The organism is Sneathiella litorea, from assembly GCF_009882915.1.
Taxonomy (GTDB): Bacteria; Pseudomonadota; Alphaproteobacteria; order Sneathiellales; family Sneathiellaceae; genus Sneathiella; species Sneathiella litorea.
In genome coordinates this window covers 717,786-742,408 of the sequence record NZ_WTUW01000002.1, presented here as the reverse complement: position 1 = coordinate 742,408, position 24,623 = coordinate 717,786, and the positions used below count along the sequence as shown (strand labels likewise).

The following is a 24,623-nucleotide window of genomic DNA, read 5'->3' as shown; positions in this document are numbered from 1 at the left end:
GTTGCATGGTTTACGATAGTGAGGTTGATTATCGGGACAGACTTTTTTTATACAAGCCTTATTCAAAGCGAATCTGCAATTGGTCAAAGCATCCTCCAGATTATTGTACCGGATCCTGATGGGAGCCGTCGTTCTTGTCTTTATCGTAGCGCTGGGGCTGGTCGCAGCGTTGTCGCGCGGGCCAATGTCGCTATCCTTTATCGAGCCGTATGTCGTTCAGATTCTGGAAGCGCAATATCCGGAGGTTGATTTCTCCTTCCGCAAGCTGGAGCTGGAATGGAACGGCCGCGACAAGAACCTGAATGTCGCCATTGAGAATCTGGAGATATCGGATGAGAAACGCCGGGTTGCCTCCATCCCCGATGTAACGATGGTGTTCAGCGGGGCGGCGATGCTGCGCGGGCGGATTGCCCCGGCGGAGCTGGAATTTACCGGCCTCAAAATCCGCCTCACCCGGAACAAGGCGGGCGAAATCAAGTTCGGCTATCAACACAGCCTGATGAGGGAGACGGGAACCAGCGGCGATACCGAGAGAAGTTCGTCTGATGAGGTCGCCGCCGCGGAGGAAGAATATCTCGATATCCTGAAGGAGCTCAGCAAGGAGCCGAACCCCGATAGCCTGACCGGGTATCTTGAACGGGTGGAGATTTATGATTCCGCAGTCTTTATCGAGGATGAAATATTAGGCCGTTTCTGGCGGGCGACCGGGGCCGATGTCTTCGTTTGGCGTGAAAACCAGGGCCTGCGCGGTCAGGCCAGCGGAACGATCAAGGTCGGCAACGAAAATGTCTCGGTGGTGGCGTTTGGTGACTATGACCGGCAGCTCAAGCGCACACTGATCGATGGCCAGTTTAATGACCTGCCGCTCCCGCTGGTCGGGGCGCAGGTGGCGGAACTTGAAATCCTGAAGGGTATTGACCTAACCCTGTCCGGGCATGTCAATGTCGATCTTGATGAGAAATTCAGCTTTGATACTCTTGGCTTCGATGTGACGGCGGGCCCCGGCAAGGTTGACCTGCCGGAGCTGTATAAAGAGCCGCTCTCCATCGATAGCGTCTCGGTTTCGGGTGAGGTAACGGGCGATTTCAGGAAAGTCACCCTTGAAAGCGTGAAGGCCGAGACCTTGGGCACGTCGGTGGCGATGAACGGGGTCGTTGACGTGGCAGATGTTGGCATGGGCCTTACGCTTGAAGGGGGATTGAACAATCTCAAGGTCGATGATCTCGGGCGGTTTTGGCCCTACTCCATGGCGAGCAACGGCTATGACTGGGTGACGAAGAATATTCGCGGCGGAGAGGTGCCGACGGCGAACTTCAAGATTGAACTACCGCCCGGTGCACTGGAAAGCGGCGAAATTCCCAAGGATGCCGTGATGCTGAAATTCGACCTGAAGGGCACCTCTGCCGATTATTATGCACCGCTTCCCAAGGTGACGGATATCTCCGGTAGCGGGGTCCTCACCGAAACCGGCGTCACGATCAGCGCGTTGACCGGTAAGCTTGGCAGCCTCAATGTGACGTCCGATAAGGTGATTGTTAACGAGTTCGACAAATATGACCAGCTTGCCGATATCGTCATCCGGGTGACGGGAAGCAGCCGCGAAATCTTTACCTTCCTTGATTTGGAACCGCTTGGCCTTGCAACGCCTTATGGCATTGTCCCGTCGGCAATGACGGGGACGGGAACAGTCGATGCCTCCTTCAAGTTTCCGCTTCGCTTCGATTTGCAGCTCGAGAATGTAAAGTATGCGGCAAATGGCGATTTCACCGATGCGACCATTCCCGACGTGGCGGAGGATGTCACCCTTGAAAAGGGCGCGCTTAAAGTCGCGGTTAACCCGAAAGGCGTGCAGGTATCAGGTACGGCGGCGCTGAACGGGGTTCCCGGTAAAATCGAGGCGGAAAGCTGGTTTACGGGGACGAGGGAAGGGAATCGGCGCTATGTGCTGACGGCCACACCCGATGACGCGGGGCGAAAGGCGCTCCATCTCGACACGCCTTATTTCAAGGGCCCCATGACGGCGGATGTGACCCTAGAAACCAAGCCCGACGGTAGCGCGAGCGGCGCAATCAAGCTTGATATCACGGAGACAACCGTCCAGGTGGAGGCCCTCCACTGGACAAAGGCGGCGGGCGAAGCAGGCCAGTTCACGGCGGACATCAGCACTACCGCGACGGATGTCACCACGCTCAGTAATATTGCGGTTACGGCGGGGGATTTGACGGCGACAGGCACGGCCGTGATGGAGAAGAGTTTACTGACCGAGCTTACACTGCCCAATGTTCATTTTGGGGAGAGTAACTTCAATGTCACCTTCTCCCAGCCAACAGAGGGCGACATGAAGATCAAGGTCAATGGCGCGCAGTTCGACCTGAAACCCTTCGTGGTCGCGACCTATGATCTGAATGAGGCGGATATCGATGGTCCCGAAGAAAACCGGCAAATAGTAATCGATATCGATCTTGATCGGGTATTGCTGGACCAGGGCCTGACCCTTGATAATGTCACGTCGAGAATGAACGTTGACGGGAACTTGATTACCTCGGGTATGGCAACCGGGCAGTTCAAGGGCGAGAAGAGTTTTGATTTCGAGATCAAGCCATCCATCAGGGGGCGGCAGGTCAGTTTCATATCCGATGACGCAGGATCGCTCTTTCGCGGCCTTGACCTCTATGATGATTTCCGCGACGGCAACCTGAATCTGACCGCCGAGATCGATGACAGCCAGCCCTCCCGCCCGGCGAAAGGAACGGTTAAGATCAAGGATGTGCGTGTCGTGAATGCTCCGGTGCTTGGCAAGATCCTGACCCTCGGTTCGCTCGGTGGTATTGTTGATTTGCTGCGCGGGGAGGGAATGGTCTTTGCGACGGTGGAGGGGCCCTTTACTTATGAGAACGGCATTTTCACCACCAAGGATTTTCGCGCGATTGGGTCTATCGGGATTACGCTAACCGGGAAGGTGGATCAGCCGGCCAACAAGATCGACATGTACGGTACTGTGATCCCCTCCTATACGCTGAACTCCATGCTTGGGAATATACCCATCCTCGGCACCCTGCTCGTCGGCAAGAAGGGGGAGGGGATCTTCGGCTTCTCCTATAAGGTGACAGGCGGGCTTGAAGATCCGGATATAGACGTCAACGCCGTATCGGCGCTGGCCCCCGGTATCCTCCGGCGCATGTTCTTCGAGCCCTGGGACCAGGACGATATCCAGCCGCCGTCCACCAACAAGCCCAACAACCGCGAGAGCCCATAAGCAGGTCAGACAGGCTGGATCAGGTAGTGCCGCTTCTTGCCCGCAGAGAGCTTGATCCGACCGTCAGCATCAAGGTCGCTGAGGCTGATCATTGCTTTTTCGTCTGAAATCTTCTCGTCATTGAGCCGGGCGCCGCCGCCCTTGATGAGTTTACGCGCTTCGGAATTTGATCCGGCGAGGCCCGCCCGCTGAAACAGCGCAGCGGCAAGAATACCGGCTTCAAGCTCGCCCTTCGGCACGTCCAGTGTCGGCAGGCCTTCCGCTGTCTGTCCCATTTCGAAAGTCTGGCGCGCGGTCTCGGCGGCAGCTTCGGCTGCGGCCTTGCCATGGGCCATCTCGGTGCAGGCATCGGCGAGGATTTTCTTCGCCTCGTTCAGCTCCGCCCCTTCGAGCTTCTCAAGCCGTGCAATCTCGTCCATCGGGATGTCGGTAAACAGGCGCAGGAACTTGCCGACATCGGCATCTTCGGTGTTGCGCCAGAACTGCCAGTAGTCATAGGCGCTCAGCATATCCTCATTAAGCCAGATCGCGCCGCCCAGCGTCTTGCCCATTTTTCCGCCCGACGCGGTGGTGAGCAGCGGCGAGGTCAGGCCAAACAGGGAAAAGCCGTTGGTCCGGCGGCCGAGTTCGACGCCGTTGACGATATTGCCCCATTGATCGGAGCCGCCAAGCTGCAGGCTGCAATTGTATTTCTTCTTCAGCTCGACGAAGTCGTAGGCCTGCAGGATCATGTAGTTGAACTCGAGGAAGGTCATGGACTCCTCGCGCTCCAGCCGGAGTTTCACGCTGTCGAAGGAGAGCATCCGGTTGATCGAGAAATGCGGTCCGTATTCACGCAGGAACTGGATGTATTTAATGTCGTCCAGCCAGTCCGCGTTATTGACCATGATCGCGTCCGTCGGGCCGTCACCGAAGGTGAGGAACTTCTCGAACACCTTCTTGATGCCGTCCATATTTTCCTGGATGGTTTCATCGGTGATCAGCGGGCGGCTTTCATCGCGCCCGGTCGGGTCGCCGACTTTCGTTGTCCCGCCGCCCATCAGCACGATCGGCTTGTGTCCGGCCTTTTGCAGGCGGCGCAGGATCATGATTTGCATCAAGCTGCCCGCATGGAGGCTTTTCGCCGTACAGTCAAAACCGATATAGGCGGTCACGATTCCGTCAGCAAAAGCTTTATCCAGAGCGTCGATATCTGTACATTGATGCAGGTAGCCGCGTTCAGTGAAGACTTTCAGGAAGTCGGAGCGTAATTCGGTCATGGAATATAATTCTGTTACTTTGAGGTTAAAGAGCGCCATCGTTTAGCACATTTGGGAACCAGATTAAAAGTGCGGTATGACACATGACGTTAATAAAACAAAAACAGGGGTCGAATAAACCCCTTCGCGCCCTTGGATTGATGAGCGGAACGTCGCTCGACGGGGTGGATGCGGCAATTATCGAGACGGACGGTGTCGAGATTTTCAGCCATGGCCCTGTTCGCTCCGTTCCTTATGAGCCGGAATTCCGCGCGCGACTGCGTGAGGTGCTGGGGAAAAGAGGCGCGCCGGGAAACCTGATTGCGGATTTTACCCGGTTGCAGGCGGACTTTGTACTTGCACTGCTGGCCGCGAATAACCTTTCGACGGACGAAATCGACCTTATCGGCTTTCACGGCCAGACGATCTTTCATGACCCGAAGAACCGCGTGACCGTGCAGATTGGCGATGGTGAGATGATGGCGGAACTGACGGGGATTGATACGGTGGCCGAGTTCCGTCATGACGATGTGGCGGCGGGCGGCGAAGGGGCTCCCCTCGCGCCACTCTATCACCAGGCGCTTGCCCGCGATCTCGACGGACCGCTTGCCGTGCTCAATCTTGGTGGGGTGGGCAATGTCACCTATATCGACGGAGAGACAGTGCTGGCCTTCGATACCGGCCCGGCGAATGCGCTGATGGACGACTGGATTCTCCGCCATAACGGCGCGCCCTTTGACGAGGGCGGACGCATCGCCGCGTCGGGAAAGGCGGACGAGGCGGTACTCGCGAAGTTGCTCGATCATCCGTATTTCGACCTCAAACCGCCAAAGAGCCTCGACCGGGACCAGTTCGACGTGGCCAAGGCGATTTCCTGGCTTGGCCTAGAGAACGGGGCGGCGACACTCCTGCATTTCACCAGCGAGACCATCCGCCGCGCACTGCCTCATTTGCCCGGCAAACCGGCGCGCTGGCTACTGACGGGTGGCGGGAGAAAGAACCCGGCGCTGGTAGAGGCCATCAAGGCGGTGGTCAACGTCCCGGTTGAGCCGGTGGAGGCCGTCGGCTGGCGCGGTGATGATCTGGAGGCCGAAGCCTTCGCCTTTCTGGCAGTCAGGAGCCGGCGCGGCTTTCCGCTCAGCCTCCCGACAACGACGGGCGTACCCGAACCAATGACGGGTGGGCATTTCTATCCGGCCCCCTCAGGCGCGCGCGCGACAGCTTGAAGGTCAGTCTTCCTCTTCGCCTTCGCCATTCAGGCGCATGTCGAGATAGTCATCGACAGACCCCATCAGCTTATCAAGGCTGTTTTCGAAGAAATGGTCAGCGTTGGGAATCTCGTCATAATGAATGGTAATGCCCTTCTGCGCCTTCAGCTTTTCCACGAGCTTCTTGATATCTTTCCGCGGAACCAGCACATCCTGATCGCCATGGATGATGATACCAGAGGACGGGCAGGGAGCGAGGAAGGAGAAGTCATACATATTGGCGGGCGGGGCGACGGAGATAAATCCGGCAACTTCCGGCCGACGCATCAGCAACTGCATGGAAATCCATGCACCGAAGGAAAAACCACCGATCCAGACGGCCGGGGCGTTCGGGTTATGGGTCTGCATCCAGTCGAGCGCAGCGGCGGCATCGGACAATTCGCCCACGCCATGATCATAATCGCCCTGGCTGCGGCCGACACCGCGAAAATTGAAGCGCAGAACAGAGAAGCCGCGTTTCTTGAAGGTGGTAAAGAGATTATAGACAACCTTGTTATTCATGGCTCCGCCATACTGCGGATGCGGATGGAGGATCAGGGCGAGAGGAGCGTTTGGATCGTCAGAATGGTGATAGCGCCCTTCCAGGCGTCCTTCGGGTCCATTAAAAATAACGTCGGGCATTTTTTTCTAATTCCTACAGCAGCTTACATTTCGAGCCGGATACACCCTGAATATGGTCCATTTTTCGGCTTTCGCCAGTGAAAAACACGTCAGTGGAAAGGCAAAGGCTTCCTTGACGGTTCCCCTGATATACATATATCTGTAAGGTATGGGCGCTTTAAACCTCAGGTGAATTCCGCTACAAGAGCGGCACAATACAGAAGGTAAGGGCAAATGTTCAAGCATATTAGCGAAGAAATTACCTGCGTGATGGAACGCGACCCCGCGGCACGAACCCGTTTGGAGGTTGCGCTGCTCTATCAGGGCTTCCATGCCATTGTCCTGCATCGCCTTGCTCATTGGCTGTGGGAACGCAAATGGCGCCTGATCGCGCGGCTGTTTTCGCAGTTCAGCCGCTTCCTCACCGGCATTGAAATTCACCCCGGGGCGAAGATCGGTCGCAAGTTCTTTATTGATCATGGCATGGGTGTGGTGATCGGGGAAACTGCGGAAATCGGCGATAATGTGACACTCTATCATGACGTGACGCTGGGCGGTGTTGCACCTTCCGTCGATTCTGATTCACAGCGCGGCGTGAAGCGCCACCCGACTTTGGGGGACGATGTGATCATCGCCTCGGGCGCTCAGATCATTGGCCCCATTACCATCGGAAAATGTGCCCGCGTTGGGGCGAACTCGGTCGTATTGAAGGATGTGCCAGAGCGTACCACGGTTGTCGGCGTCCCGGCGCGCGCGGTAAATGGCGCGGCAAAAAGTACGCAGGATAACAGATTCGCTGCCTATGGCGTCGGGAATCATGATTTGCCCGACCCGGTTTTCAAGGTAATGGACGGGCTGCTCGACAAGGTGCAGTCGCTGTCCATGCGCGTTGAGGAACTGGAGAATGAGCGCCGGAACGAAGCTGAGGCTCCGATCGCCATTAAGCCCAAGAAGAAACCGTCCACGCGCGCCGCAAACAAGGCGAAAACGGACACTGACCTTTAACTTTCCAGCCGCCGGGTCGGATTATTCGTATGGCCGTAAATGTTTATCTCGATTTTAATGCGACTGCGCCCACCCGGCCCGAGGTGGTGACTGCCATGGTGGCAATCCTGGCGGCGGGGGGTAATCCCTCCTCCGTGCATCAGGCGGGCCGAACCGCGCGTAACCGGGTGGAGGAGGCGCGAGGGTCCGTAGCTCAACTTCTTGGCTGCAAGGCGCCGGAAATTATCTTTACCTCCGGCGGGACGGAGGCGAATAACTTTGCCCTGTCCTGCTTCCCGGACCGGCCTTTATTTATTTCCGCAGGGGAGCATGATTCCGTACTCGCCGCGGCGGGGCCCCGGGCCTGCCATCTCCCCCTCCATTCCAATGGCCTGCTTGATCTTGTGGCGCTAACCGATCTTCTGGACGCGGCGGACGGTCCGGCGCTTGTCTCCGTCATGCTCGCCAATAACGAGACAGGCGTGATCCAGCCAGCCCGCGAGATCGCGGACATTATCCATGAACGGGGCGGCCTTTTTCACTGTGACGCCATTCAGGCCGTCGGCAAGATTCCCATTGCCTTCAGCGAGCTGGGCGCTGACATGATGACCGTTTCGGCACATAAATTCGGCGGACCGCAGGGCATGGGCGCGCTGGTCCTTCGGGACGGGCTTGCCGTACCGCCTTTTATCCGGGGCGGGGGACAGGAACTCGGTCGCCGGGCCGGAACAGAGAATGTTGCCGGGATTGTCGGGATGGGCGTTGCCGCCCTCTCGGCGAAGAAAGGGCTGGACGACTACAGCGCTCTTGCGGAACTGCGCGATTTTATGGAGGCGCGGCTGCTTGAGATTTCGCCGGAGAGCAACATTTACGGCCGTAATGCGCCAAGATTGCCGAACACCAGTGCCATTTCCATGCCGGGTGTCGCCTCGGAACTTCAGGTCATGTCCCTCGATCTTGATGGCATTGCTGTCAGCGCGGGCTCGGCCTGTTCGTCTGGCAAGGTCAAGGCCAGCCATGTCTTGACAGCCATGGGCGCCAATGAGGAGGAGGCGGGTTCTGCCATTCGCATCAGTCTCGGCTGGAGCACCACTGATGCAGAGATCGGGCGGCTTATCGAAAGTTGGACCCGCCTCTATCAACGGAAATCACCGAAATTCGCTGCCTAAGTTCTGGACAGGACGCAATGGGCAGGATAGGTAAAACAGGAAGATAAGTTCAGGAGTTGACGTCCGCATGCCGAAAATGACCTTTATCAAGCCCGATGGCAGCCGACAGGAAGTTGATGCGCCGCTCGGCAGAACAATTCTGGAAATTGCCCACCAGAATAATATCGATCTTGAAGGTGCCTGCGAAGGAAGCCTTGCCTGTTCCACCTGCCATATCATCGTCTCGGACGAGGATTTCGAGCGCCTGCCCGAACCGACCGAGGATGAGGAGGATATGCTTGATCTCGCCTATGGTCTGACCCGTACCTCGCGGCTTGGCTGCCAGATTGAAATTACCGAGGAACTCGATGATCTTGTCGTGACCCTGCCCGGCGGGTCGAACAACATGATGCTCTGATGGCGCTCGCGCTTTTCGAACAGTTAAAGGCCGATAACACAGCGGCATGGCAGGCCTATACCCACCATGAATTTGTTGCCGGCATGCAGAGCGGGGATCTCCCCAAGGCTGCATTCCAGCATTACCTGAAGCAGGATTATCTCTTCCTGATCCAGTTTGCGCGGGCCTATGCGCTCGCCATCTACAAGGCCGATAACCTGACGGAGATGCGCTCGGCGCTTGCCGGGGTGAAGGCAATTCTCGAGATGGAGATGGAACTGCATGTGGGCTATTGCGCCGACTGGGGCATTACCGCGGCGGAGCTGGAAACTCTTGAGGAGGCGCCGGAGAATATCGCCTATACCCGTTTCGTGCTGGAGCGCGGAATGGCGGGCGATCTGCTCGATCTGATGGTCGCGCTGGCTCCCTGCGCCATTGGCTATGGGGAAATCGGGGCGCGGCTCGCCAAATCGCGGGAGACTAAAATTGAGGGAAACCCGTACATCACCTGGATCGAGATGTACGCGGGCAATGAGTATCAGCAGCTGGTCACGGATATGACGGCGGAAATTGACGCTCTCGCCATCAAGAGATTTACCCAGGCGCGGTTTCCTGATCTCTCTAAAACCTTCGCCACGGCCACCCGTCTGGAGTCGGACTTCTGGCAGATGGGCTTGGGCGCGGCTTAGGCACAGCGCCTTTTACATCTCTCCTTTCAGGGTCCAGGCGACCTTATAATCCTTTACGTAATCGTTATGGGTGACGAGGCCGTCTTTTTCTGTCCAGTAGTGGAGCAGATATTCCGGCGGCTCAAAGGTCGTTCCAAGCTCATTATTCTCCGCCAGCAAAAGCCTGATTTGATGGGAGGTGGAGGGGCAGACCTGCACGAGCGTCCCGCCGATAAGCTTCTGGATTGACCGGTGCAGATGGCCGCAGAGAACCCTTTTTATATTCTTATGACGGGATATCACCTCTGCAAAGTCATCCATATCGAGGAGGCCCATCTCGTCCATGCTGGTCAGGCCGGTCTTGAACGGCGGATGATGCATGAAGATCACGACGGGGCGGTCTGTCTCGCGGGTTAGCTCCTGATCCAGCCAGTTGAGTTGCTCATGTCCCAAATGGCCTTGCGGCTTGCCGTGGATATTGGTGTCGAGGCAGATGAATTTGAGCGGCCATCCCTCCACTACATAATTCAGCTTCCCGTCCGTCGGCAAATAGTCGTGGTCGGGGAACATCTCCCGCAGGAGGGTGCAGTCATCATGATTGCCGGGGAGCAGATAGACCGGCATCTCGAATTCAGGCAGAATCCCGCGCAAGACCTCATATTCCTCTGCCTTGGCGGTGTTCACCAGATCGCCCGTGAGAAACACAAGATCCGGCCGGTTGACGCTGTTGTTTACATGCCGCGCCGCCTCCCGCAGTTTGTCTGCAGGATTATAAAGCTTGGCGAAGTCTTCCTCTGGAATGGTGATATGGCAATCACTTAACTGCGCGATCAGCATGGCCTATCCTTTAGTCGTCACAATCGACAACATATCACGGGTACGGACAAATTTCTTCCTCGGAGATTTTCCGCCACCGCGGGCCACTTCCGCTTCGTTGATCTTCTTCCAGTCATCGAAGGAAACCGTCTGAATGCCTTTCTCCTGGCACCAGGCGTCAAGACCAGAGGGGCCGGTCTTCGCCGGATCGCCGCCGCCCTCAAAATCGGCCAGTATTTTTTCAACCACATTCTGACTGTCGATACGGTTTGTCCCGATGGTGCCGGAGGGGCCGCGCTTTGCCCAGCCGACCACATAGAGCCCGTCGGCAACGCGCCCCTCGTCATTCTTGATGATGCCCTTCTCAACAGGCAGCCCTTCAAGGATGCCCATTTCATAGCCGATGCAGGAAACGAGCAGCTGACAGTCAATCTCGTAGGTTTCCCCGGTGCCAACGGCCTTGCCATCGACGATCTTGTTTCGTTCGAAACGGACGCCGGTGATGGTGTCGCCACCCAGAATCTCAATCGGGCTGGCCAGGAAGTCCAGATGAATGGACCGTCCCTCAATCCCCGGGCGGATATGCTCGAAACTGCGCAGAAGGTCGAGATTGGTGTTAATCACGCGCTCTTCCTTCTTGTCGTCGGAAGTAAATTCCTCCGGCAGGACGGATTTGTCCGTGTAGGGCTTGGCGGAGGTCATCTCGGCAAACTCGCTCAGCTCCTTGGAGGAGAACTGCGCATTCTCCGGCGCACGCCGTCCCACCACATGCACGCATTTAAGCGGGCTTTTGAAAATCTCGCTGGCCGCATGCTCGGCAAGGTCGGAAGTGACCATCTCATCCTCTGTCCGCATCAGGATACGTGCAACGTCCAGCGCGACATTGCCGTTACCGATGACGACCGCCGTCTCGATATCGAGGTTAGGCACCGCATCCCGGAATTCCGGATGGCCGTTATACCAGTAGACGAAGGTTTGCGCCCCGAAGGCGCCCTCCTTGTCCTCCCCGGGGATACCGAGGCTGCGATCCTTCGGTGTTCCGGTCGCGATCACCACCACATCATAGAGCTCCCGCAGTTTCTCCAGTGGAATGTCGGTGGATAGGCCAACATTGCCAACAAAGCGGACATTGTCGTTCTCCATGATCTTGTCATAGGCGCGGGTAACATTCTTGGTGGTCTGGTGATCCGGCGCGACGCCGGCGCGCACCAGCCCGTATGGTGTGGCCAGCTTGTCGATGATATCAATCTGGCTTTCGGGATTTTTCTTGACGATGGCGCCTGCGGCATACATTCCTGCCGGACCGGAGCCGACGATACAAATCTTTAACCCTGTTGACATTTCCCTGACTCATTCTTGTTCTTGAACTATTGTTTTACGGAGCGAATGCTTCTTCAGTCCACCAAAGCGTCGGTAAAAATCCTCCGATGCAGGCGGTAGTCTCCCTGTCGCATTTTCAAGTATTTCCATCAGATACGCTTCTGCTCCCTCCCAGACCAGATTGTATATGTCCCGGAACAGGGCGCGGGCCTGATTGCCGTTCCACTTATCCGGCAGGAGTTCCGCCGGTAACATCGGGTCCCGCAAGAGAACCCGTCTGTAATCATGCACCAAGAGGCTGCGAATAATAAAACATTTTTTTTCATCAAGGGTTGTGGTTGATTGCATAATGTCGGAAAACGGGGCGAAATGGCGGATAAACCGGGCGTAGTCCGCCTCGAGATCTTTCAGGGTCCAGCCCTTGGCGACGAGGATTTCCGGTGCATTGAATGGCGCATTTCCGCTGCCGGTTGCGCTCAAGACCGTGACTTTCCCCGCAAGGCCAAGGTCACTGAGCAGACTATCGACGCTTTCCGCGCTGGCCGTCGGGTGGGCGTAAACGCCACCGCCAAGATTGCCAAAGCCAAGCCAGCCGAGTTCCGTCTCCAGTTTGCGACGGTCTTTCTCTGCAAGCTCCCGGCGGAGCGCAAAGAGGAATAACCATTTGCCATCCCAGGGAATATCGCCGGCGGCATAGATGCGGTGGGAAGCCTCGGCGAAACGATGGGCGCCGGTTTCCGTCAGGTTGTAGAAGCTCCGCCGTCCGATCTGTCGGGAGGAGAGAAATCCTTCCTTTTGCAGGCGAAAGACGGCAGTGCGCACAACCCGGTCGTTCAGGCCGAGAGGGGTGACCAGCGTAATCAGGCTGCCCAGCCAGACGGTTCCGCCATGAGGCAAGACCGCGTCCCCCCAGACCGTGACCAGTAGCGATTTCGCTTTCAGGTCCAGCTTCTTGAACAGGGGTGTGATCCGCGGATCGATGCTTGCCGTCTGGTTCATGCGATCCCTGTGTCAAGAGGGTGGGGATGCCCTGTTCGAGTCATGTTCATTCCCGACACTGTTTACCCTTAGCTTCTTGTTTTGATTTTCCAATTTATACTTTATAGTCAGTTCCAATCTTAAGCGATAAGAGGGGCGACGGTCCAGCGGACATGCAAAATCTTGACAAGATAGAACTGCTGAAAGAACTGACACCTCAAGAGCGGGCAAGTATCGCCGCGAAATGTGTCTGGCGGACCTATGGCGCGAATGAACAGATCCTGGAGCGGTCTACGGACAGCCGGGACATGTATTTCGTGGTCACGGGAAGCGTCAATATCGTCAACTATGGCGTCTCTGGTCGCGAGGTAACCTATGCGACTGTGGGTGAGGGACAGTATTTCGGCGAACTTTCAGCGATTGACGGCCGGGCGCGTTCGGCCAATGTAGTGGCGAGTTCACGCTGCCTGCTGGCCAGTCTCAGCCCGGAGCTGTTCCGTGATTTGCTGATGCGCAATCCGTCCATCATGATGTCGGTGTTACAGCGGCTCGCCCGGATTATCCGTATCAATGACGACCGCATCCTTGACCTGTCGACATTGGGTGCGGTGCAGAGGGTCTGCCAGGAACTCCTGCGTATGGCGGAGCCGGACCCGTTGACCGCAGGTAGCTGGCTAATCTATCCGATGCCGACCCAGAGCGTGATTGCGAGCCGGGTGTCCACCACGCGCGAGACCGTGGCGCGCGTCCTCGGGCAGCTTGGCCATGAGGGCATGGTCCTTAAAAAGGGCAAGACGCTGTACCTGAAGGACAAGGGCGCGATTGAGGACTATATCAAGACCCTCGCCATGACGCCGAGCCAGAGCAACCGTTAATCTATTATCCCATCAGGACCGACTGATCGTTACCGCCTTGACCAATGCCCAGATGGGTGTGTCCTTGCTGAGTTTCATTTCCTCGAAGGATTTGCGGGTGATCCGCGCCGTCAGGGGGAAGCCGACATCAAGGAGCAATTCCTCCATCCCCTCGGCACCGCTGCAGTGATCGACAACGCGCCCCTTGAACCGGTTAAGGATCGAGAGGGATTTGGGCTCCGACTTGGACAGGGCGACATCGCGGGCGCGAATGCGCAGGCGGACCGGCGTTCCAATCTCCTTCGCGCCGCCGGTTATAAGGAGTTTTCCGCCGCTTTCCGTTTCCAGTGTCAACATGTGATGACCGGGTTCATAAGACGTGACCTTCGCTTCGATCAGTGTTCCGGCATCATAACCGCCCGCGTACGGGATCAGGTCAAGCCGACTGAGGATGTCGCCGGTTGGGCCCGCCGCTTTCATTTCCCCGTTGTCGAGGAGAAGGATCGTATCGGCGAGACGGGTAATTTCCTCAATTGAATGGGAAATATAGAGGGTGGGGAGATCAAACTCGGACTTCAGCGCCTCGATCAGAGGCAGGATTTCTGCCTTGCGGCCCTCATCAAGGCTGGATAGCGGTTCATCCATGATGAGGATTTTCGGATGACTGAGCAGTGCCCGGCCGATAGCAACCCGCTGGCGCTCTCCGCCGGAAAGGGAGGCTGGCTTTCGCTCCAACAGGGAACCTATCCCGAGAATCTCGACGACTTTGTCGAATGTGATCGGGTTGCTGCTGCGCTGCGGTCCCCGGCCATAAGTGAGATTACCCCGCACCGAATAATGGGGAAACAGGCGATGCTCCTGAAAGACGAAGCCGATATGCCGCTGATGAACGGGGATATTGATATTTTTTGCCGTGTTGTAGAGCGTACGGCCACCAATCTCGATATGTCCCTCATCCGGCGTTACCAGGCCAGCGAGCGTTTTGGCCAGTAATGTCTTTCCCGCGCCGGACGGACCGAAGACGGCAGTGAGGCCATGCTCCGCACTGAAGGTGGCATTCAGATGAAAGCGGCCAACGGTTTTCTTCAGGCGGATTTCAAGCATCATCCCTCCCTCCCAGCTGCTGGACCGATCGGCGGGTCAGCCATTCGGATAGGGCAATCGCGACGAAGGCAAGCACGACGGAGATGATGACGAGACGCCAGACAGCGGTATCAGCATCAGGTGTCTGAAGAAGCGAATAGATGGCGAGCGGCAGGGTCTGTGTCTCGCCGGGAATGTTGGCGACAAAGGTGATGGTCGCGCCAAACTCTCCTAGTGCGCGGGCGAACCCAAGCGTAATGCCTGCGAGAATACCCGGAATGATCAGTGGGAGGGTGATGGTGAGAAAGACCATGACCGGAGACCGGCCAAGGGTGAGGGCCGCGACTTCAAGGTTCCGGTCTACCGCCTCGATCGCCTGACGGATGGCGCGGGTGATAAAGGGAAAGGACATCACGGCCGTTGCCGCGACGACGCCCTTCCAGTTGAAGATGAGGGAAATGCCGAAATTCTCCAGCAGCCAGCCACCGACGGGGCCACGATTACCGAGAAGAACAAGGAGGAAATAACCGACCACCACCGGGGGCAGGACGATCGGCAGATGGATCAGGACATTGAGCACCGTCTTGCCGTAAAATTCCCGCCGCGCCAGCACCCACGCGATCAGCAGCGCAGGCAGGAGCGAGAGGCCCACGCACCAGAGCGCGACTTTCAGGGAAAGCAGGATCACGTCCAGCTCTGCCGGGGAGACGGTCATTTGCCGCCGCTTTTATTCCCGTACATCTCGTCCGGGGAAATTTCCACCTCGCTGATTATCTCGACCTCGCCGTCGCGCACGCTCTGGAAGAAGCAGTTATGGCGGCCCGTGTGGCAGGCGACTCCTGTCTGATCGACCAGCAGGAGGAGCGTATCACCGTCGCAGTCGATGCGGAAATTGACAAGCCGCTGGACATGGCCCGAGCTTTCTCCTTTGCGCCATAGCTTCCCGCGGGAGCGCGACCAGTAGCAGACCTGCCCCTTTTCAAGGGTTTCCAGCACGGCGTCCCGGTTCATCCAGGCCATCATCAGAACCTCGCCGGTGTCATGCTGTTGGGCAATCGCCGGGACGAGGCCGCCTGTGTCAAAGGTGATCTTGTCCAGAATGTCATTATTCATGTGGTTATCTTACCCTGTTTGGCCGAATCAGTCACTGATTCGACCTGATATTCTATTTTACCGCGTTTAGCCTATCAAAGCCGTTCTTTAAATCCGCGATCAGGTCGTCCACCGCTTCAAGCCCGATATGAAGCCGCAACAGCGGATTTGTATTGTCCCATGTCGTCGCCGTTCTGTAGGTCGTCGGGTCGGCCAGAATAATCAGGCTTTCATACCCGCCCCAGGAATACCCCATGCCGAACAGTTCAAGATCATCGAGAAAGGCGGCGAGCGCTTCCCTGGAAACTTCCTTGAGCCGCATTGAGAACAACCCCGACGCGCCAAGAAAATCGCGCTTCCAAATGTCGTGACCAGGATGATCGGGAAGGGCAGGATGCAGCACTGAATGGACTTCCGGGCGTCCTTTTAGCCATTCAGCAACCGCGAGGCCGTTTTCCATATGCTGTTTCAGTCGTACCGAAAGGGTGCGGATGCCGCGCTGGGCCAGATAGACATCGTCCGGTCCGGCGCTCTGGCCAAGCATGTTGGCGCCCTTTTGCAGCGCCGGCCAGTAATCCTTCGTCGCGGTGACAGTACCGATCATGACATCGGAATGCCCGACGATATATTTCGTTCCCGCCTGGATCGAGATATCGACGCCATGCTCGAACGGTTTGAAGAAGAGGGGAGAGGCCCAGGTGTTGTCCGTCAGGACGACCGCGCCCTTTGCATGCGCGACCTCCGCGATGGCGGGGATATCCTGCATCTCGAATGTTTGTGAGCCCGGTGCCTCGGTATAAACGACGGTGGTGTTCGGCCGCATCAATTCGCCTATTCCAGCGCCGATCAGCGGGTCATAATAGGTCACCTCGACGCCGAATCGCGAGAGAAAATTGTCGCAAAAGACACGGACAGGACCATAAACACTATCAGTCACCAACATGTGATCGCCGGTCTTGACCATAGCCAGTATGGCGTTCGCGCAAGCTGCAAGGCCGGAGGGGTAAACCTGCGCACGGTATCCGCCTTCAAGTTCGGCGACCGCGTCTTCCAGCGACCAGGTGGTCGGCGTGCCGATTCGACCGTAGGAGACAACCCGCTCTCCCGCCGCGCGTGCGACATGAGTCTTCTGCAGCTCCGCCAATGACGGAAAGAGGATGGTTGATGCATGGTATACGGGTACATTGACGATACCGAAATTCCCTTCCGGGTTGCGCCCGGCGGTTACGATTTTTGTTTCATCTTTCATAGGAAGAAATGCCTGTTGATTAGGAACTGTTGTTTCTAAATCAATATAGGATGGACGCCAGAGATTAAAGGGCAAATTTTAACTCTTTAAATGGGGTTCCAAGTATTTTTTTCGCAGGTGCAGCATATTTTTACATTGACGGGATGTATAAATATACTATCGTCAAGCACTTAGAAGGTCATAATAACATAGATTGTGATCTTTAAGGTTTAGTCACTAAAGCGCTCAGGATAAGGGTGTAGTACTTAAGAGAAGTATGTGATTTACCGGAGAAAAAATTGCCAAAGTTATCAATGGACAGGAAGGTCATTTCATGAAAAAAGCGAGTTTTATTGCTGTCGCAACAGCCGCGACTTTTATCGCGACAGCGGCAACCGCAGCAACCTTGGATGATGTGAAAGCCAAGGGCTTCATCCAATGTGGTGTTACTACCGGATTGGCGGGCTTTGCCGCGCCAAACAATGAAGGTAAATGGGAAGGCTTTGACGTAGACTTCTGTCGTGCGATGTCTGCTGCCATTTTCGGTGATCCGGACAAGGTCAAATACACGCCGACAACTGCGAAGGAACGGTTTACAGCCCTGCAGTCCGCTGAAATTGACGTGCTGGCCCGGAACACGACCTGGACTTTCAGCCGTGACGTGAACCTTGGTTTTGAATTCGTCGGCGTTAACTACTACGACGGTCAGGGTTTCATGGTCAAAAAGGCCCTTGGTGTGAAATCAGCGCTTGAACTAAGCGGCGCCCGGGTCTGTGTGCAGTCCGGTACAACAACCGAGCTGAACCTTGCCGACTACTTCACCGCGAATGGCATGAAGTATGACTCAGTCGTGTTCGACACGGCAGACGAGGTTCGCGAAGCTTATCTGAAAGATACCTGCGACGTTTACACGACAGACCAGTCCGGCCTCTATGCACAGCGTTCAGTGATTGCTGATCCTGAAGCCCATATCGTTCTGCCGGAAGTTATCTCCAAAGAGCCACTCGGCCCGCTCGTCCGTCACGGCGACAACCAGTGGGGTGATATTGCCCGCTGGACATTGAACGCCATGATCGAGGCGGAAGAGCTGAATGTCTCTTCGGCAAATGTCGATGATTTGAAAGCAAACACCAAGAACCCGGGCATCCAGCGTATGCTGGGCACTTCCGGTGACCTTGGACAGCAGCTCGGCCTCAGCAATGATTGGGCCTACAACATCATCAAGAATGTTGGCAACTATGGTGAAAGCTTTGCCCGCAACCTTGGTGAAGGGACAGCCCTTAACATTGCTCGTGGTTTGAATGCCCAGTGGAACAAGGGAGGCATTCTCTACGCTCCACCACTGCGCTAAGGTCGGTTCGCTGATGTAAGTAATGGAAAAGAGTACATGTCCCTTCACCGGAACACATGTACTCTTTTTCTTTTTTTAGCGACCAAGAGTTCTTGTAATGCCTGGGGAGGTAACAGTGTATGACCACAGATGTACAAGGTTCGGTAACCGGCGATAGCATATTCAGAGACCCGCGATACCGGGCCATCTTTTATCAGATTCTCGTCATTGCGCTTTTCGTCTCCTTTGTTTGGTACGTCGGACATAATACAGCTATAAACCTGGAAAAACGCGGAATCGCGTCCGGGTTCAATTTCTTGAGCCAGCCTGCGGGTTTTGGCATTGGCATCGTCCTGTTGATGGACTACAGCAGCCAGACATCTACCCATCTTGATGTTCTTATTATCGGTATTATCAATACCCTTGCCGTTTCAATTTCCGGCATTTTCCTTGCGACCATCATCGGATTTATATTCGGCGTCCTGCGGCTTTCCAAGAACTGGGTCGTCAACAAGATCGCCGCCGTTTATATTGAGGTAATTCGAAATATCCCACTGCTGGTGCAGCTGATGTTCTGGTATTTCGCAGTGCTTTCGGTGCTGCCGCTGACCAAGGACAGTATCCAGATCGGTGAAAACTTCCTGATCAATAACCGCGGCGTCAGTTTCCCGGCCATCATCCCGTCCAACGGGTTCTGGCTGATTACGGTGGCGTTTCTCGTGGCCATCGTGGCCTCCATCTTTATCCGGAAATGGGCGCATAAGCGGCAGGATCTGACCGGGCAGGTTTTCCCGGTGTTATGGGCCAGCATCGGACTGATTATCGCTCTTCCGGTCATCGCCTCGCTGATCATGGGCAATCCGTTCACCGTCAACTATCCGGAATTCGGCCGATTCAGTATTACTGGCGGATGGTCGCTGGAACCGGAGTTCCTTGCGCTCTTGTTAGGACTGTCGATCTATACGGGTGCCTTTATTGCGGAAATTGTCCGCTCCGGCATCAACGCAGTCAGCCATGGCCAGACGGAGGCGGCGCATTCGCTGGGCTTGCGCCCGGGAATAACGACACGGCTGGTGATTCTGCCGCAGGCGCTCCGGGTAATTGTTCCTCCCTTGACGAGCCAGTATCTCAATCTGACGAAAAACTCGTCACTCGCCACGGCCATCGGCTACGCGGACATTACGGCCCTCTTCGCCGGAACCTCGCTCAACCAGACGGGTCAGGCGATTGAGTGCATTATGATCACGATGATATTCTACCTGTCCATAAGCCTCCTGATTTCGATGTTTATGAACTGGTACAATAAACGCATTGCATTGGTGGAGAGATAAGATGGCAATAGTTAAAACAGAACGCCATGAGGATCTGCCGCCCCCCGTCAGCCAAACCGGCGTTATCGGATGGATGCGGGAGAATTTGTTCTCCAGCCCGTTGAACGCTCTTCTGACGGTGGTGTCGCTTTATGTGATCTGGTGGGCCGTGAGCGGCATTGTCTCTTACGCCTTCATAAATGCCAATTTTGTCGGGGAAACTCGGGAAGACTGCACCGGGACGGGGGCCTGCTGGGTCTTTATCAAGGCCCGGTTCGGTCAAATCATGTACGGCTTCTATCCGGTCGAGGAGCGCTGGCGTGTCGATGTCGGTTATGTTCTCGCGGCGATCGGTCTGTTCTTCGTCCTGTCGGATGTGGTCAAGGACAAGAAATGGTCGGCGATCTACATGTTCGTGTTTGTGCCGGTTGCTTGCTACTTCCTGTTCTACGGCGGTTCCTTCGGGCTGGAAGTAGTGGAAACCTCCCAGTGGGGCGGACTTTTCCTGACCCTGGTGCTGGCGTCGGTATCGATCTTCGTTTCCTTGCCACTCGGTATTGTCCTTGCGCTCGGGCGACGGTCTAGCATGCCGATCGTACGGATGCTCTGTGTTGGTTTTATCGAGTTTGTGCGTGGCGTACCGCTGATTACGGTGCTGTTCATGGCCTCGGTTATGCTGCCACTGTTCCTGCCGGAAGGGGTGAACTTCGATAAGCTTATTCGGGCGCTCGTCGGTATGTCGCTCTTCTCCGCGGCCTATATGGCCGAGGTGGTGCGCGGCGGACTGCAGGCGATTCCAAAGGGCCAGATGGAGGCGGCGAAAAGCCTTGGTCTCGGCTATTGGCAGGCGATGGGGCTGATTATTCTGCCTCAGGCGCTCAAGATCTCGATCCCGTCGATCGTCAACACCTTTATCGGCCTGTTCAAGGACACGACACTGGTGCTGATCATCGGTCTGCTGGATCTGTTGAGCATCGTCAAGGCCGGAACTACCGATAAGGAATGGGTCGGGATGGCGACCGAAGGCTATGTCTTCGTGGCCGCTGTCTTCTGGGTCTTCTGCTTCGGCATGTCACGTTATAGCATCTGGTTGGAGAACAAGCTCCATACCGGTCATAAAAGATAAGGGGTGGAAAATATGAGTGAAGCAGCCATGACTCAATCGGATATTGATGTCGCGATCCAACTGATCGGGATGCATAAATGGTATGGGGAATTCCATGTCCTGAAAGACATCAACCTGACGGTGGAGCGGGGAGAGAAAATCGTTGTCTGCGGGCCGTCCGGTTCCGGCAAGTCAACGATGATCCGTTGCATCAACCGCCTTGAAGAGCATCAGCAAGGCCAGATCATTGTCGACGGGATCGAGTTGACCAACGATGTGAAGAAGATTGATGAAATCCGCCGCGAGGTGGGGATGGTCTTCCAGCATTTCAACCTGTTCCCACATCTGACGGTTCTGGAGAATTGCACGCTGGCGCCGATCTGGGTTCGCAAGACCCCGAAGGCGGAGGCCGAGGAAATTGCCATGAAGTTCCTGGAGCGGGTGAAAATCCCCGAGCAGGCGCTGAAATATCCGGGCCAGCTTTCCGGTGGTCAGCAGCAGCGTGTGGCGATTGCCCGCTCGCTCTGCATGAATCCGCGCATCATGCTGTTTGATGAGCCGACATCGGCGCTTGATCCGGAAATGATCTCCGAGGTGCTGGACACCATGATCAGCCTTGCCGAGGAAGGGATGACCATGATCTGCGTGACCCATGAAATGGGCTTCGCCAAGACCGTCGCTGACCGGGTGATCTTCATGGACGAGGGCGAGATTATCGAGCAGGCGCCGCCGACCGAATTCTTCGAGAATCCGCAAAGCGAACGGACCCAGCTGTTCCTCAGCCAGATCCTTCACAACGGCTGATAATCGGTTCAGATCAAAAGAAACCCGGCGAAAAATCGTCGGGTTTTTTTGTGGGGTGTAAGTGTCTAACTCCCCGCGTCGAGTGAGTTCCAGTATTTTGTATTGAGCTTGCCGATCAGGTGGTCGTGCCAGCTTCCCAAACAGCCCCGGAAGCTGAGACTGCCGGCCATGGTGCGGTCATAGCATTTATTGACGACGTCGTTTGCGTTGTTCATCGCACCGTTCCCGAAGCCGGAATTTCTAGTAATGCCGTCATAGGCCGCGCGGACGGCGGCGCGCTCCTCATCACTCGCCCGGCCGCGCCAAGGCAGGCGGTTAATTGCCTGATTGATCAGCTCCGCCGCGTGACGCTTTTCTTCATCAAGATCGACAAGGCGGGTGGCGACTTTGCGGAGGGGGCCGGTTGCGATCAGGATATCCTCCTCCGTCTGCGGTCTCACATCATTGGCGATAGGCAGCGGCACAAGGGAGAGATTCTCCGGTACTGAAAGGCTCACTTCGAGCGGGCCGTATTTATGCAATTGGGCTTCACGAAAGGCGAGGCGGACCGCGTTATGGCCCCGCGCGGCGGTAATCTCCAGTGGAAGATGGGCGAGGGAGATTTCCTGGCCCGTCGTGGTCTGTCCCTTCAGGTCGAAGTGCGTATCCCCATGCACATAATATCCCGCGCCGATGTTGGGGGAGGCGCGATGCTCCTGCAGGCAGATCGTGGTCAGCTCCACCGTGCATTCCCCGGCCGCGCAGGTGACCGGAATTTTCAGGTCAGTTGACGCCACGGCAAGAATTTGCGGCGCGGCAAGCACGGGCAGGGCGGCCACGGCACCCGCGAGCGATGCGGCAGTAAAAAGGGAGAAGCGTAGTCGTTTGTTCAGGGACGCCATTGGAATACCTCCGCGCGTGTCAAACCAGCATATATATCAGAATAAACTTATATTGCGTGCCGGTCAACGCGGAGGCGATCACTTCCTGGCGATCAAAGGTCCTCTATCGGGTCAATCTCGATCTCGCGGCGGCGGACGGGGTCAAAGCCCGCGCGTTGATACAGGGGCAGCGCCTTCGGATGATCGAGCGTGCAGGTGTTGATGGTGACTTTCTCCGGCTCCTTCACCCAGGCCTCATCGAGGGCCCAATTCAGGAAATAGGGGCCGAGCCGCATACCGATAAATTCGGGCATAATGCCGAAATAGGCGACATCGACGGCCTCGGGCATGTCGGCGCTGTTCAGCTCGACAAAGCCTGCCGGGACGCCATTGATATAGAGCACATAGACTTCGGTCGTCGGCGCATGCAGAATTTCTTCAAGCTCTGGATCGGGAACACGGCGGCGGTCGATCCAGCCCCAGTCACGCCCGACCGTGTTATAGAGATAGCGATAGAAGGAGACGGTCGGCTTCTCCGCGCGGATAATCGCATGGGGAACTGCCGGTGGCGGGGGCGGGGCGGCATGTTGCCGCGCCGTCATTTCAAGAAAGGTAATGGTCACGGGCCATTTACCCGTGCTGGTCGGTTTCGGTGGTCGTTTGAGAGACATTATTACTTTCCGGTTTCGACTGGTAGTTCCTCATCGAGAGCCCATTCGGTCCAGGATCCATCATAAACGGCGACGCGCTGATGGCCCAGAAGATGCAGGCCAAACGCCAGAACACAGGCGGTGACTCCCGATCCACAAGATGTAATCACCGGTTTCTTTAAATCAATACCTGCACTACTAAAAGCTGCATTAAGTTCTTCCGCCTGACGGAAGGTTTTGTCCGCGTCGTTAAGGAGAGCTGTGTAAGGCAGGTTTTTTGAGCCCGGGATATGGCCGCCACGCAGTCCCTCACGCGGTTCGGGCTCCGTGCCGTCGAACCGACCGGCGGAGCGGGCATCGAGCACCTGTTCGCGGTTTTGGTCTATATTCCGGGCAACCTGGTCCTTCTCGCGTAGCAGGAAGCTGTTGATGCGGGAGGTGAAGTGACGTTCGGCGGGCTTCACCGGCATATCGTCGACCGGGCGCCCCTCCGCCTTCCATTTGGGCAGGCCGCCGTCGAGAATGGCAACATCCTGATGGCCGAACAGCCGCAGCAGCCACCAGGCTCGCGCGGCGCTGACGATACCGAGGGAGTCATAGACGACGATCCGGTTGCCGTCACCGAGGCCCAGTTTCCGCATCCGGCTGGAGAATTTTTCCGGGCTTGGCACCATATGGGGAAGCGGATTGTCGGTGTCTGCAATCTCGTCAATATCGAAGAAGACCGCGCCGGGGATATGTTCCGCGTCATATTCCGCCCGCGGATCGCGGTTCATTGCGGGCATATGCCAGGACGCATCGACAATGCGCACGTCCGGGGCATCGGCGTGCTCCGCCAGCCATTCAGTGGAGACAAGGGAGGATGAATTTATGTAGGACATTTTTTAGTTACACCTTGATTGCCGAATTGGAATTGGTCTCATTCCATAAATTCTAGCTTCACCCGACGGTTTTGCCGACCCTTCTTTTCAATTTTTCTCACGCAGACCGCGCCGATCTCGGATGTATTGCGCACATGCGTCCCGCCACAGGGCTGCAAATCTACATCCGCCACCTTGATCAGGCGGATGCGCCCGGCGCCGCGCGGGGGCTGGACGGACATGGTTTTCACCAGGTCGGGCTTTGCATCAAGCTCTTCCTCGCTGATCCAGTCGCTGCTGACCGGGTGATTTTCATTGATGATCCGGTTGAGCTCGGTGGTGATCTCTTCCTTGTCGAGTGTTGCTTCGGGCAGGTCGAAATCAAGCCGCCCTTTCCCATCAGACACCTGACCGCCCGTTACCGGATAGGGAAGGACGGCGGACAGAAGATGCAGGCAGCTATGCATGCGCATCAGGCGATGGCGGAACGCCCAGTCAATCTCGGCGGTCAATTCGGCGCCAACGGCGGGAAGGGGGCTTCCCTCCGCGGGGACATGGACAATCTCGTCCGGGCTGTCCCCTTTGACCGTGGTGGCAATCTCAATCACCGCGCCATCGGCCAGGGTCAGGGTGCCTTTATCGCCCGGCTGTCCGCCGCCGGTGGGGTAGAAGACCGTCTGGTCCAGAATAATGCCACCCCGTTCGTTCACGCCTTTCACCACCGCCGACGTTTGAGTTAGGTAAGCGTCGTCGCGAAAGAGGGGGTGTGTCATA

General features: G+C 56.5%; 24 protein-coding genes. 11 read left to right on the top strand and 13 right to left on the bottom strand.

Annotated elements, in window-relative coordinates; all coding sequences use genetic code 11:
* Window positions 1–79: 79 nt before the first annotated feature.
* A complete protein-coding gene (locus GQE98_RS09850; protein WP_161315474.1) occupies window positions 80–3,256 on the top strand; it encodes a YhdP family protein in 3,177 nt (1,058 codons plus the stop codon).
* Window positions 3,257–3,261: 5 nt separating this feature from the next.
* On the opposite strand, the gene tyrS is transcribed toward GQE98_RS09850, so the two are convergent.
* Window positions 3,262–4,515 (bottom strand): tyrosine--tRNA ligase, encoded by a 1,254-nt coding sequence (gene tyrS / locus GQE98_RS09845; protein ID WP_161315473.1) that lies wholly within the window; start codon window positions 4,513–4,515, stop codon window positions 3,262–3,264.
* Window positions 4,516–4,598: 83 nt separating this feature from the next.
* On the opposite strand from tyrS, the gene GQE98_RS09840 reads away from it, so the two are divergent.
* Entirely contained in the window at window positions 4,599–5,720 is a 1,122-nt protein-coding gene (locus GQE98_RS09840; RefSeq protein ID WP_161315472.1) for an anhydro-N-acetylmuramic acid kinase, read from the top strand.
* A gap of 3 nt (window positions 5,721–5,723) precedes the next feature.
* On the opposite strand, the gene GQE98_RS09835 is transcribed toward GQE98_RS09840, so the two are convergent.
* On the bottom strand, window positions 5,724–6,383 hold the full coding sequence (locus GQE98_RS09835; protein ID WP_161315471.1) for an alpha/beta hydrolase: 660 nt from the start codon (window positions 6,381–6,383) through the stop codon (window positions 5,724–5,726).
* Between the two features lie 213 nt (window positions 6,384–6,596).
* Between GQE98_RS09835 and epsC the strand changes: the two genes are divergently transcribed.
* The 4 genes from epsC to tenA all read left to right on the top strand — a co-directional run bounded on the left by epsC (window position 6,597) and on the right by tenA (window position 9,580).
* Window positions 6,597–7,367: a serine O-acetyltransferase EpsC gene (epsC, locus tag GQE98_RS09830; RefSeq protein WP_161315470.1), complete on the top strand. Its 771-nt coding sequence runs from the start codon at window positions 6,597–6,599 to the stop codon at window positions 7,365–7,367.
* A 29-nt stretch (window positions 7,368–7,396) separates the two neighbouring features.
* Complete coding sequence (locus GQE98_RS09825; protein ID WP_161315469.1) at window positions 7,397–8,515, top strand: cysteine desulfurase family protein; 1,119 nt, start codon at window positions 7,397–7,399, stop codon at window positions 8,513–8,515.
* Window positions 8,516–8,582: 67 nt separating this feature from the next.
* Window positions 8,583–8,912 carry a ferredoxin family 2Fe-2S iron-sulfur cluster binding protein gene (locus GQE98_RS09820; RefSeq protein WP_161315468.1) on the top strand — a complete coding sequence of 110 codons (330 nt, stop codon included), beginning with the start codon at window positions 8,583–8,585 and terminating at the stop codon, window positions 8,910–8,912.
* Window positions 8,912–9,580 carry a thiaminase II gene (gene tenA, locus GQE98_RS09815; RefSeq protein ID WP_161315467.1) on the top strand — a complete coding sequence of 223 codons (669 nt, stop codon included), beginning with the start codon at window positions 8,912–8,914 and terminating at the stop codon, window positions 9,578–9,580. The genes GQE98_RS09820 and tenA overlap by 1 nt, the downstream gene beginning before the upstream one ends.
* A gap of 12 nt (window positions 9,581–9,592) precedes the next feature.
* On the opposite strand, the gene GQE98_RS09810 is transcribed toward tenA, so the two are convergent.
* The 3 genes from GQE98_RS09810 to paaX are packed head-to-tail and all read right to left on the bottom strand — an operon-like array spanning window position 9,593 to window position 12,694.
* Entirely contained in the window at window positions 9,593–10,396 is an 804-nt protein-coding gene (locus tag GQE98_RS09810) for a phosphodiesterase (protein ID WP_161315466.1), read from the bottom strand.
* Between the two features lie 3 nt (window positions 10,397–10,399).
* A complete protein-coding gene (locus GQE98_RS09805) occupies window positions 10,400–11,716 on the bottom strand; it encodes an FAD-dependent oxidoreductase (protein ID WP_161315465.1) in 1,317 nt (438 codons plus the stop codon).
* A 9-nt stretch (window positions 11,717–11,725) separates the two neighbouring features.
* On the bottom strand, window positions 11,726–12,694 hold the full coding sequence (gene paaX, locus GQE98_RS09800) for a phenylacetic acid degradation operon negative regulatory protein PaaX (protein WP_161315464.1): 969 nt from the start codon (window positions 12,692–12,694) through the stop codon (window positions 11,726–11,728).
* A gap of 152 nt (window positions 12,695–12,846) precedes the next feature.
* Here paaX and GQE98_RS09795 point away from each other — a divergent pair, with 152 nt between their 5' ends.
* Window positions 12,847–13,548 (top strand): Crp/Fnr family transcriptional regulator, encoded by a 702-nt coding sequence (locus tag GQE98_RS09795; protein WP_161315463.1) that lies wholly within the window; start codon window positions 12,847–12,849, stop codon window positions 13,546–13,548.
* A gap of 12 nt (window positions 13,549–13,560) precedes the next feature.
* Here GQE98_RS09795 and modC read toward each other — a convergent pair whose 3' ends face one another.
* Genes modC through metC form a run of 4 tightly spaced genes read right to left on the bottom strand, consistent with a single transcriptional unit; the run spans window position 13,561 to window position 16,951 of the window.
* Window positions 13,561–14,634: a molybdenum ABC transporter ATP-binding protein gene (gene modC, locus GQE98_RS09790; protein ID WP_161315462.1), complete on the bottom strand. Its 1,074-nt coding sequence runs from the start codon at window positions 14,632–14,634 to the stop codon at window positions 13,561–13,563.
* Window positions 14,624–15,325, bottom strand: a complete 702-nt coding sequence (gene modB, locus GQE98_RS09785) for a molybdate ABC transporter permease subunit (RefSeq protein WP_161315461.1) — start codon at window positions 15,323–15,325, stop codon at window positions 14,624–14,626. Before modB ends, modC begins: the two co-directional genes overlap by 11 nt.
* Window positions 15,322–15,723, bottom strand: coding sequence for a phosphoribosyl-AMP cyclohydrolase (hisI, locus tag GQE98_RS09780; protein WP_161315460.1), 402 nt, complete (start codon window positions 15,721–15,723; stop codon window positions 15,322–15,324). The genes modB and hisI overlap by 4 nt, the downstream gene beginning before the upstream one ends.
* A 52-nt stretch (window positions 15,724–15,775) precedes the next feature.
* The gene (gene metC / locus GQE98_RS09775; protein WP_161315459.1) at window positions 15,776–16,951 is read right to left on the bottom strand and encodes a cystathionine beta-lyase; all 1,176 of its coding nucleotides are present in this window, start codon (window positions 16,949–16,951) and stop codon (window positions 15,776–15,778) included.
* Between the two features lie 313 nt (window positions 16,952–17,264).
* Between metC and GQE98_RS09770 the strand changes: the two genes are divergently transcribed.
* The 4 genes from GQE98_RS09770 (at window position 17,265) to GQE98_RS09755 (ending at window position 21,479) form a co-directional block, all read left to right on the top strand.
* Window positions 17,265–18,281, top strand: a complete 1,017-nt coding sequence (locus GQE98_RS09770) for an amino acid ABC transporter substrate-binding protein (protein WP_161315458.1) — start codon at window positions 17,265–17,267, stop codon at window positions 18,279–18,281.
* 119 nt (window positions 18,282–18,400) lie between these two features.
* Window positions 18,401–19,591 (top strand): amino acid ABC transporter permease, encoded by a 1,191-nt coding sequence (locus GQE98_RS09765; protein WP_161315457.1) that lies wholly within the window; start codon window positions 18,401–18,403, stop codon window positions 19,589–19,591.
* 1 nt (window position 19,592) lies between these two features.
* A complete protein-coding gene (locus GQE98_RS09760) occupies window positions 19,593–20,696 on the top strand; it encodes an amino acid ABC transporter permease (RefSeq protein ID WP_161315456.1) in 1,104 nt (367 codons plus the stop codon).
* Between the two features lie 27 nt (window positions 20,697–20,723).
* Window positions 20,724–21,479 carry an amino acid ABC transporter ATP-binding protein gene (locus tag GQE98_RS09755; protein WP_161316261.1) on the top strand — a complete coding sequence of 252 codons (756 nt, stop codon included), beginning with the start codon at window positions 20,724–20,726 and terminating at the stop codon, window positions 21,477–21,479.
* A 65-nt stretch (window positions 21,480–21,544) separates the two neighbouring features.
* Here GQE98_RS09755 and GQE98_RS09750 read toward each other — a convergent pair whose 3' ends face one another.
* The 4 genes from GQE98_RS09750 to GQE98_RS09735 form a co-directional block, all read right to left on the bottom strand.
* Entirely contained in the window at window positions 21,545–22,360 is an 816-nt protein-coding gene (locus tag GQE98_RS09750; RefSeq protein WP_161315455.1) for a hypothetical protein, read from the bottom strand.
* 92 nt (window positions 22,361–22,452) lie between these two features.
* Entirely contained in the window at window positions 22,453–23,010 is a 558-nt protein-coding gene (locus tag GQE98_RS09745; RefSeq protein ID WP_161315454.1) for a GNAT family N-acetyltransferase, read from the bottom strand.
* A 2-nt stretch (window positions 23,011–23,012) separates the two neighbouring features.
* Window positions 23,013–23,870, bottom strand: coding sequence for a 3-mercaptopyruvate sulfurtransferase (gene sseA / locus GQE98_RS09740; RefSeq protein ID WP_161315453.1), 858 nt, complete (start codon window positions 23,868–23,870; stop codon window positions 23,013–23,015).
* A gap of 38 nt (window positions 23,871–23,908) precedes the next feature.
* On the bottom strand, window positions 23,909–24,622 hold the full coding sequence (locus GQE98_RS09735) for an alanyl-tRNA editing protein (RefSeq protein ID WP_161315452.1): 714 nt from the start codon (window positions 24,620–24,622) through the stop codon (window positions 23,909–23,911).
* Window position 24,623 lies beyond the last annotated feature (1 nt).

What these genes read in the sequence shown, in the direction of transcription:
- GQE98_RS09795 (WP_161315463.1), top strand. Translation starts at nt 12,847, where the DNA reads ATGCAAAATCTTGACAAGATAGAACTGCTGAAAGAACTGACACCTCAA.
- epsC (WP_161315470.1), top strand. Translation starts at nt 6,597, where the DNA reads ATGTTCAAGCATATTAGCGAAGAAATTACCTGCGTGATGGAACGCGAC.
- sseA (WP_161315453.1), bottom strand. Translation starts at nt 23,870, where the DNA reads ATGTCCTACATAAATTCATCCTCCCTTGTCTCCACTGAATGGCTGGCG.
- GQE98_RS09805 (WP_161315465.1), bottom strand. Translation starts at nt 11,716, where the DNA reads ATGTCAACAGGGTTAAAGATTTGTATCGTCGGCTCCGGTCCGGCAGGA.
- GQE98_RS09820 (WP_161315468.1), top strand. Translation starts at nt 8,583, where the DNA reads ATGCCGAAAATGACCTTTATCAAGCCCGATGGCAGCCGACAGGAAGTT.
- metC (WP_161315459.1), bottom strand. Translation starts at nt 16,951, where the DNA reads ATGAAAGATGAAACAAAAATCGTAACCGCCGGGCGCAACCCGGAAGGG.
- GQE98_RS09825 (WP_161315469.1), top strand. Translation starts at nt 7,397, where the DNA reads ATGGCCGTAAATGTTTATCTCGATTTTAATGCGACTGCGCCCACCCGG.
- paaX (WP_161315464.1), bottom strand. Translation starts at nt 12,694, where the DNA reads ATGAACCAGACGGCAAGCATCGATCCGCGGATCACACCCCTGTTCAAG.
- GQE98_RS09760 (WP_161315456.1), top strand. Translation starts at nt 19,593, where the DNA reads ATGGCAATAGTTAAAACAGAACGCCATGAGGATCTGCCGCCCCCCGTC.
- hisI (WP_161315460.1), bottom strand. Translation starts at nt 15,723, where the DNA reads ATGAATAATGACATTCTGGACAAGATCACCTTTGACACAGGCGGCCTC.
- tenA (WP_161315467.1), top strand. Translation starts at nt 8,912, where the DNA reads ATGGCGCTCGCGCTTTTCGAACAGTTAAAGGCCGATAACACAGCGGCA.
- GQE98_RS09810 (WP_161315466.1), bottom strand. Translation starts at nt 10,396, where the DNA reads ATGCTGATCGCGCAGTTAAGTGATTGCCATATCACCATTCCAGAGGAA.
- modB (WP_161315461.1), bottom strand. Translation starts at nt 15,325, where the DNA reads ATGACCGTCTCCCCGGCAGAGCTGGACGTGATCCTGCTTTCCCTGAAA.
- GQE98_RS09840 (WP_161315472.1), top strand. Translation starts at nt 4,599, where the DNA reads ATGACGTTAATAAAACAAAAACAGGGGTCGAATAAACCCCTTCGCGCC.
- GQE98_RS09745 (WP_161315454.1), bottom strand. Translation starts at nt 23,010, where the DNA reads ATGTCTCTCAAACGACCACCGAAACCGACCAGCACGGGTAAATGGCCC.
- tyrS (WP_161315473.1), bottom strand. Translation starts at nt 4,515, where the DNA reads ATGACCGAATTACGCTCCGACTTCCTGAAAGTCTTCACTGAACGCGGC.
- GQE98_RS09835 (WP_161315471.1), bottom strand. Translation starts at nt 6,383, where the DNA reads ATGCCCGACGTTATTTTTAATGGACCCGAAGGACGCCTGGAAGGGCGC.
- GQE98_RS09755 (WP_161316261.1), top strand. Translation starts at nt 20,724, where the DNA reads ATGACTCAATCGGATATTGATGTCGCGATCCAACTGATCGGGATGCAT.
- GQE98_RS09770 (WP_161315458.1), top strand. Translation starts at nt 17,265, where the DNA reads ATGAAAAAAGCGAGTTTTATTGCTGTCGCAACAGCCGCGACTTTTATC.
- modC (WP_161315462.1), bottom strand. Translation starts at nt 14,634, where the DNA reads ATGATGCTTGAAATCCGCCTGAAGAAAACCGTTGGCCGCTTTCATCTG.
- GQE98_RS09735 (WP_161315452.1), bottom strand. Translation starts at nt 24,622, where the DNA reads ATGACACACCCCCTCTTTCGCGACGACGCTTACCTAACTCAAACGTCG.
- GQE98_RS09750 (WP_161315455.1), bottom strand. Translation starts at nt 22,360, where the DNA reads ATGGCGTCCCTGAACAAACGACTACGCTTCTCCCTTTTTACTGCCGCA.
- GQE98_RS09765 (WP_161315457.1), top strand. Translation starts at nt 18,401, where the DNA reads ATGACCACAGATGTACAAGGTTCGGTAACCGGCGATAGCATATTCAGA.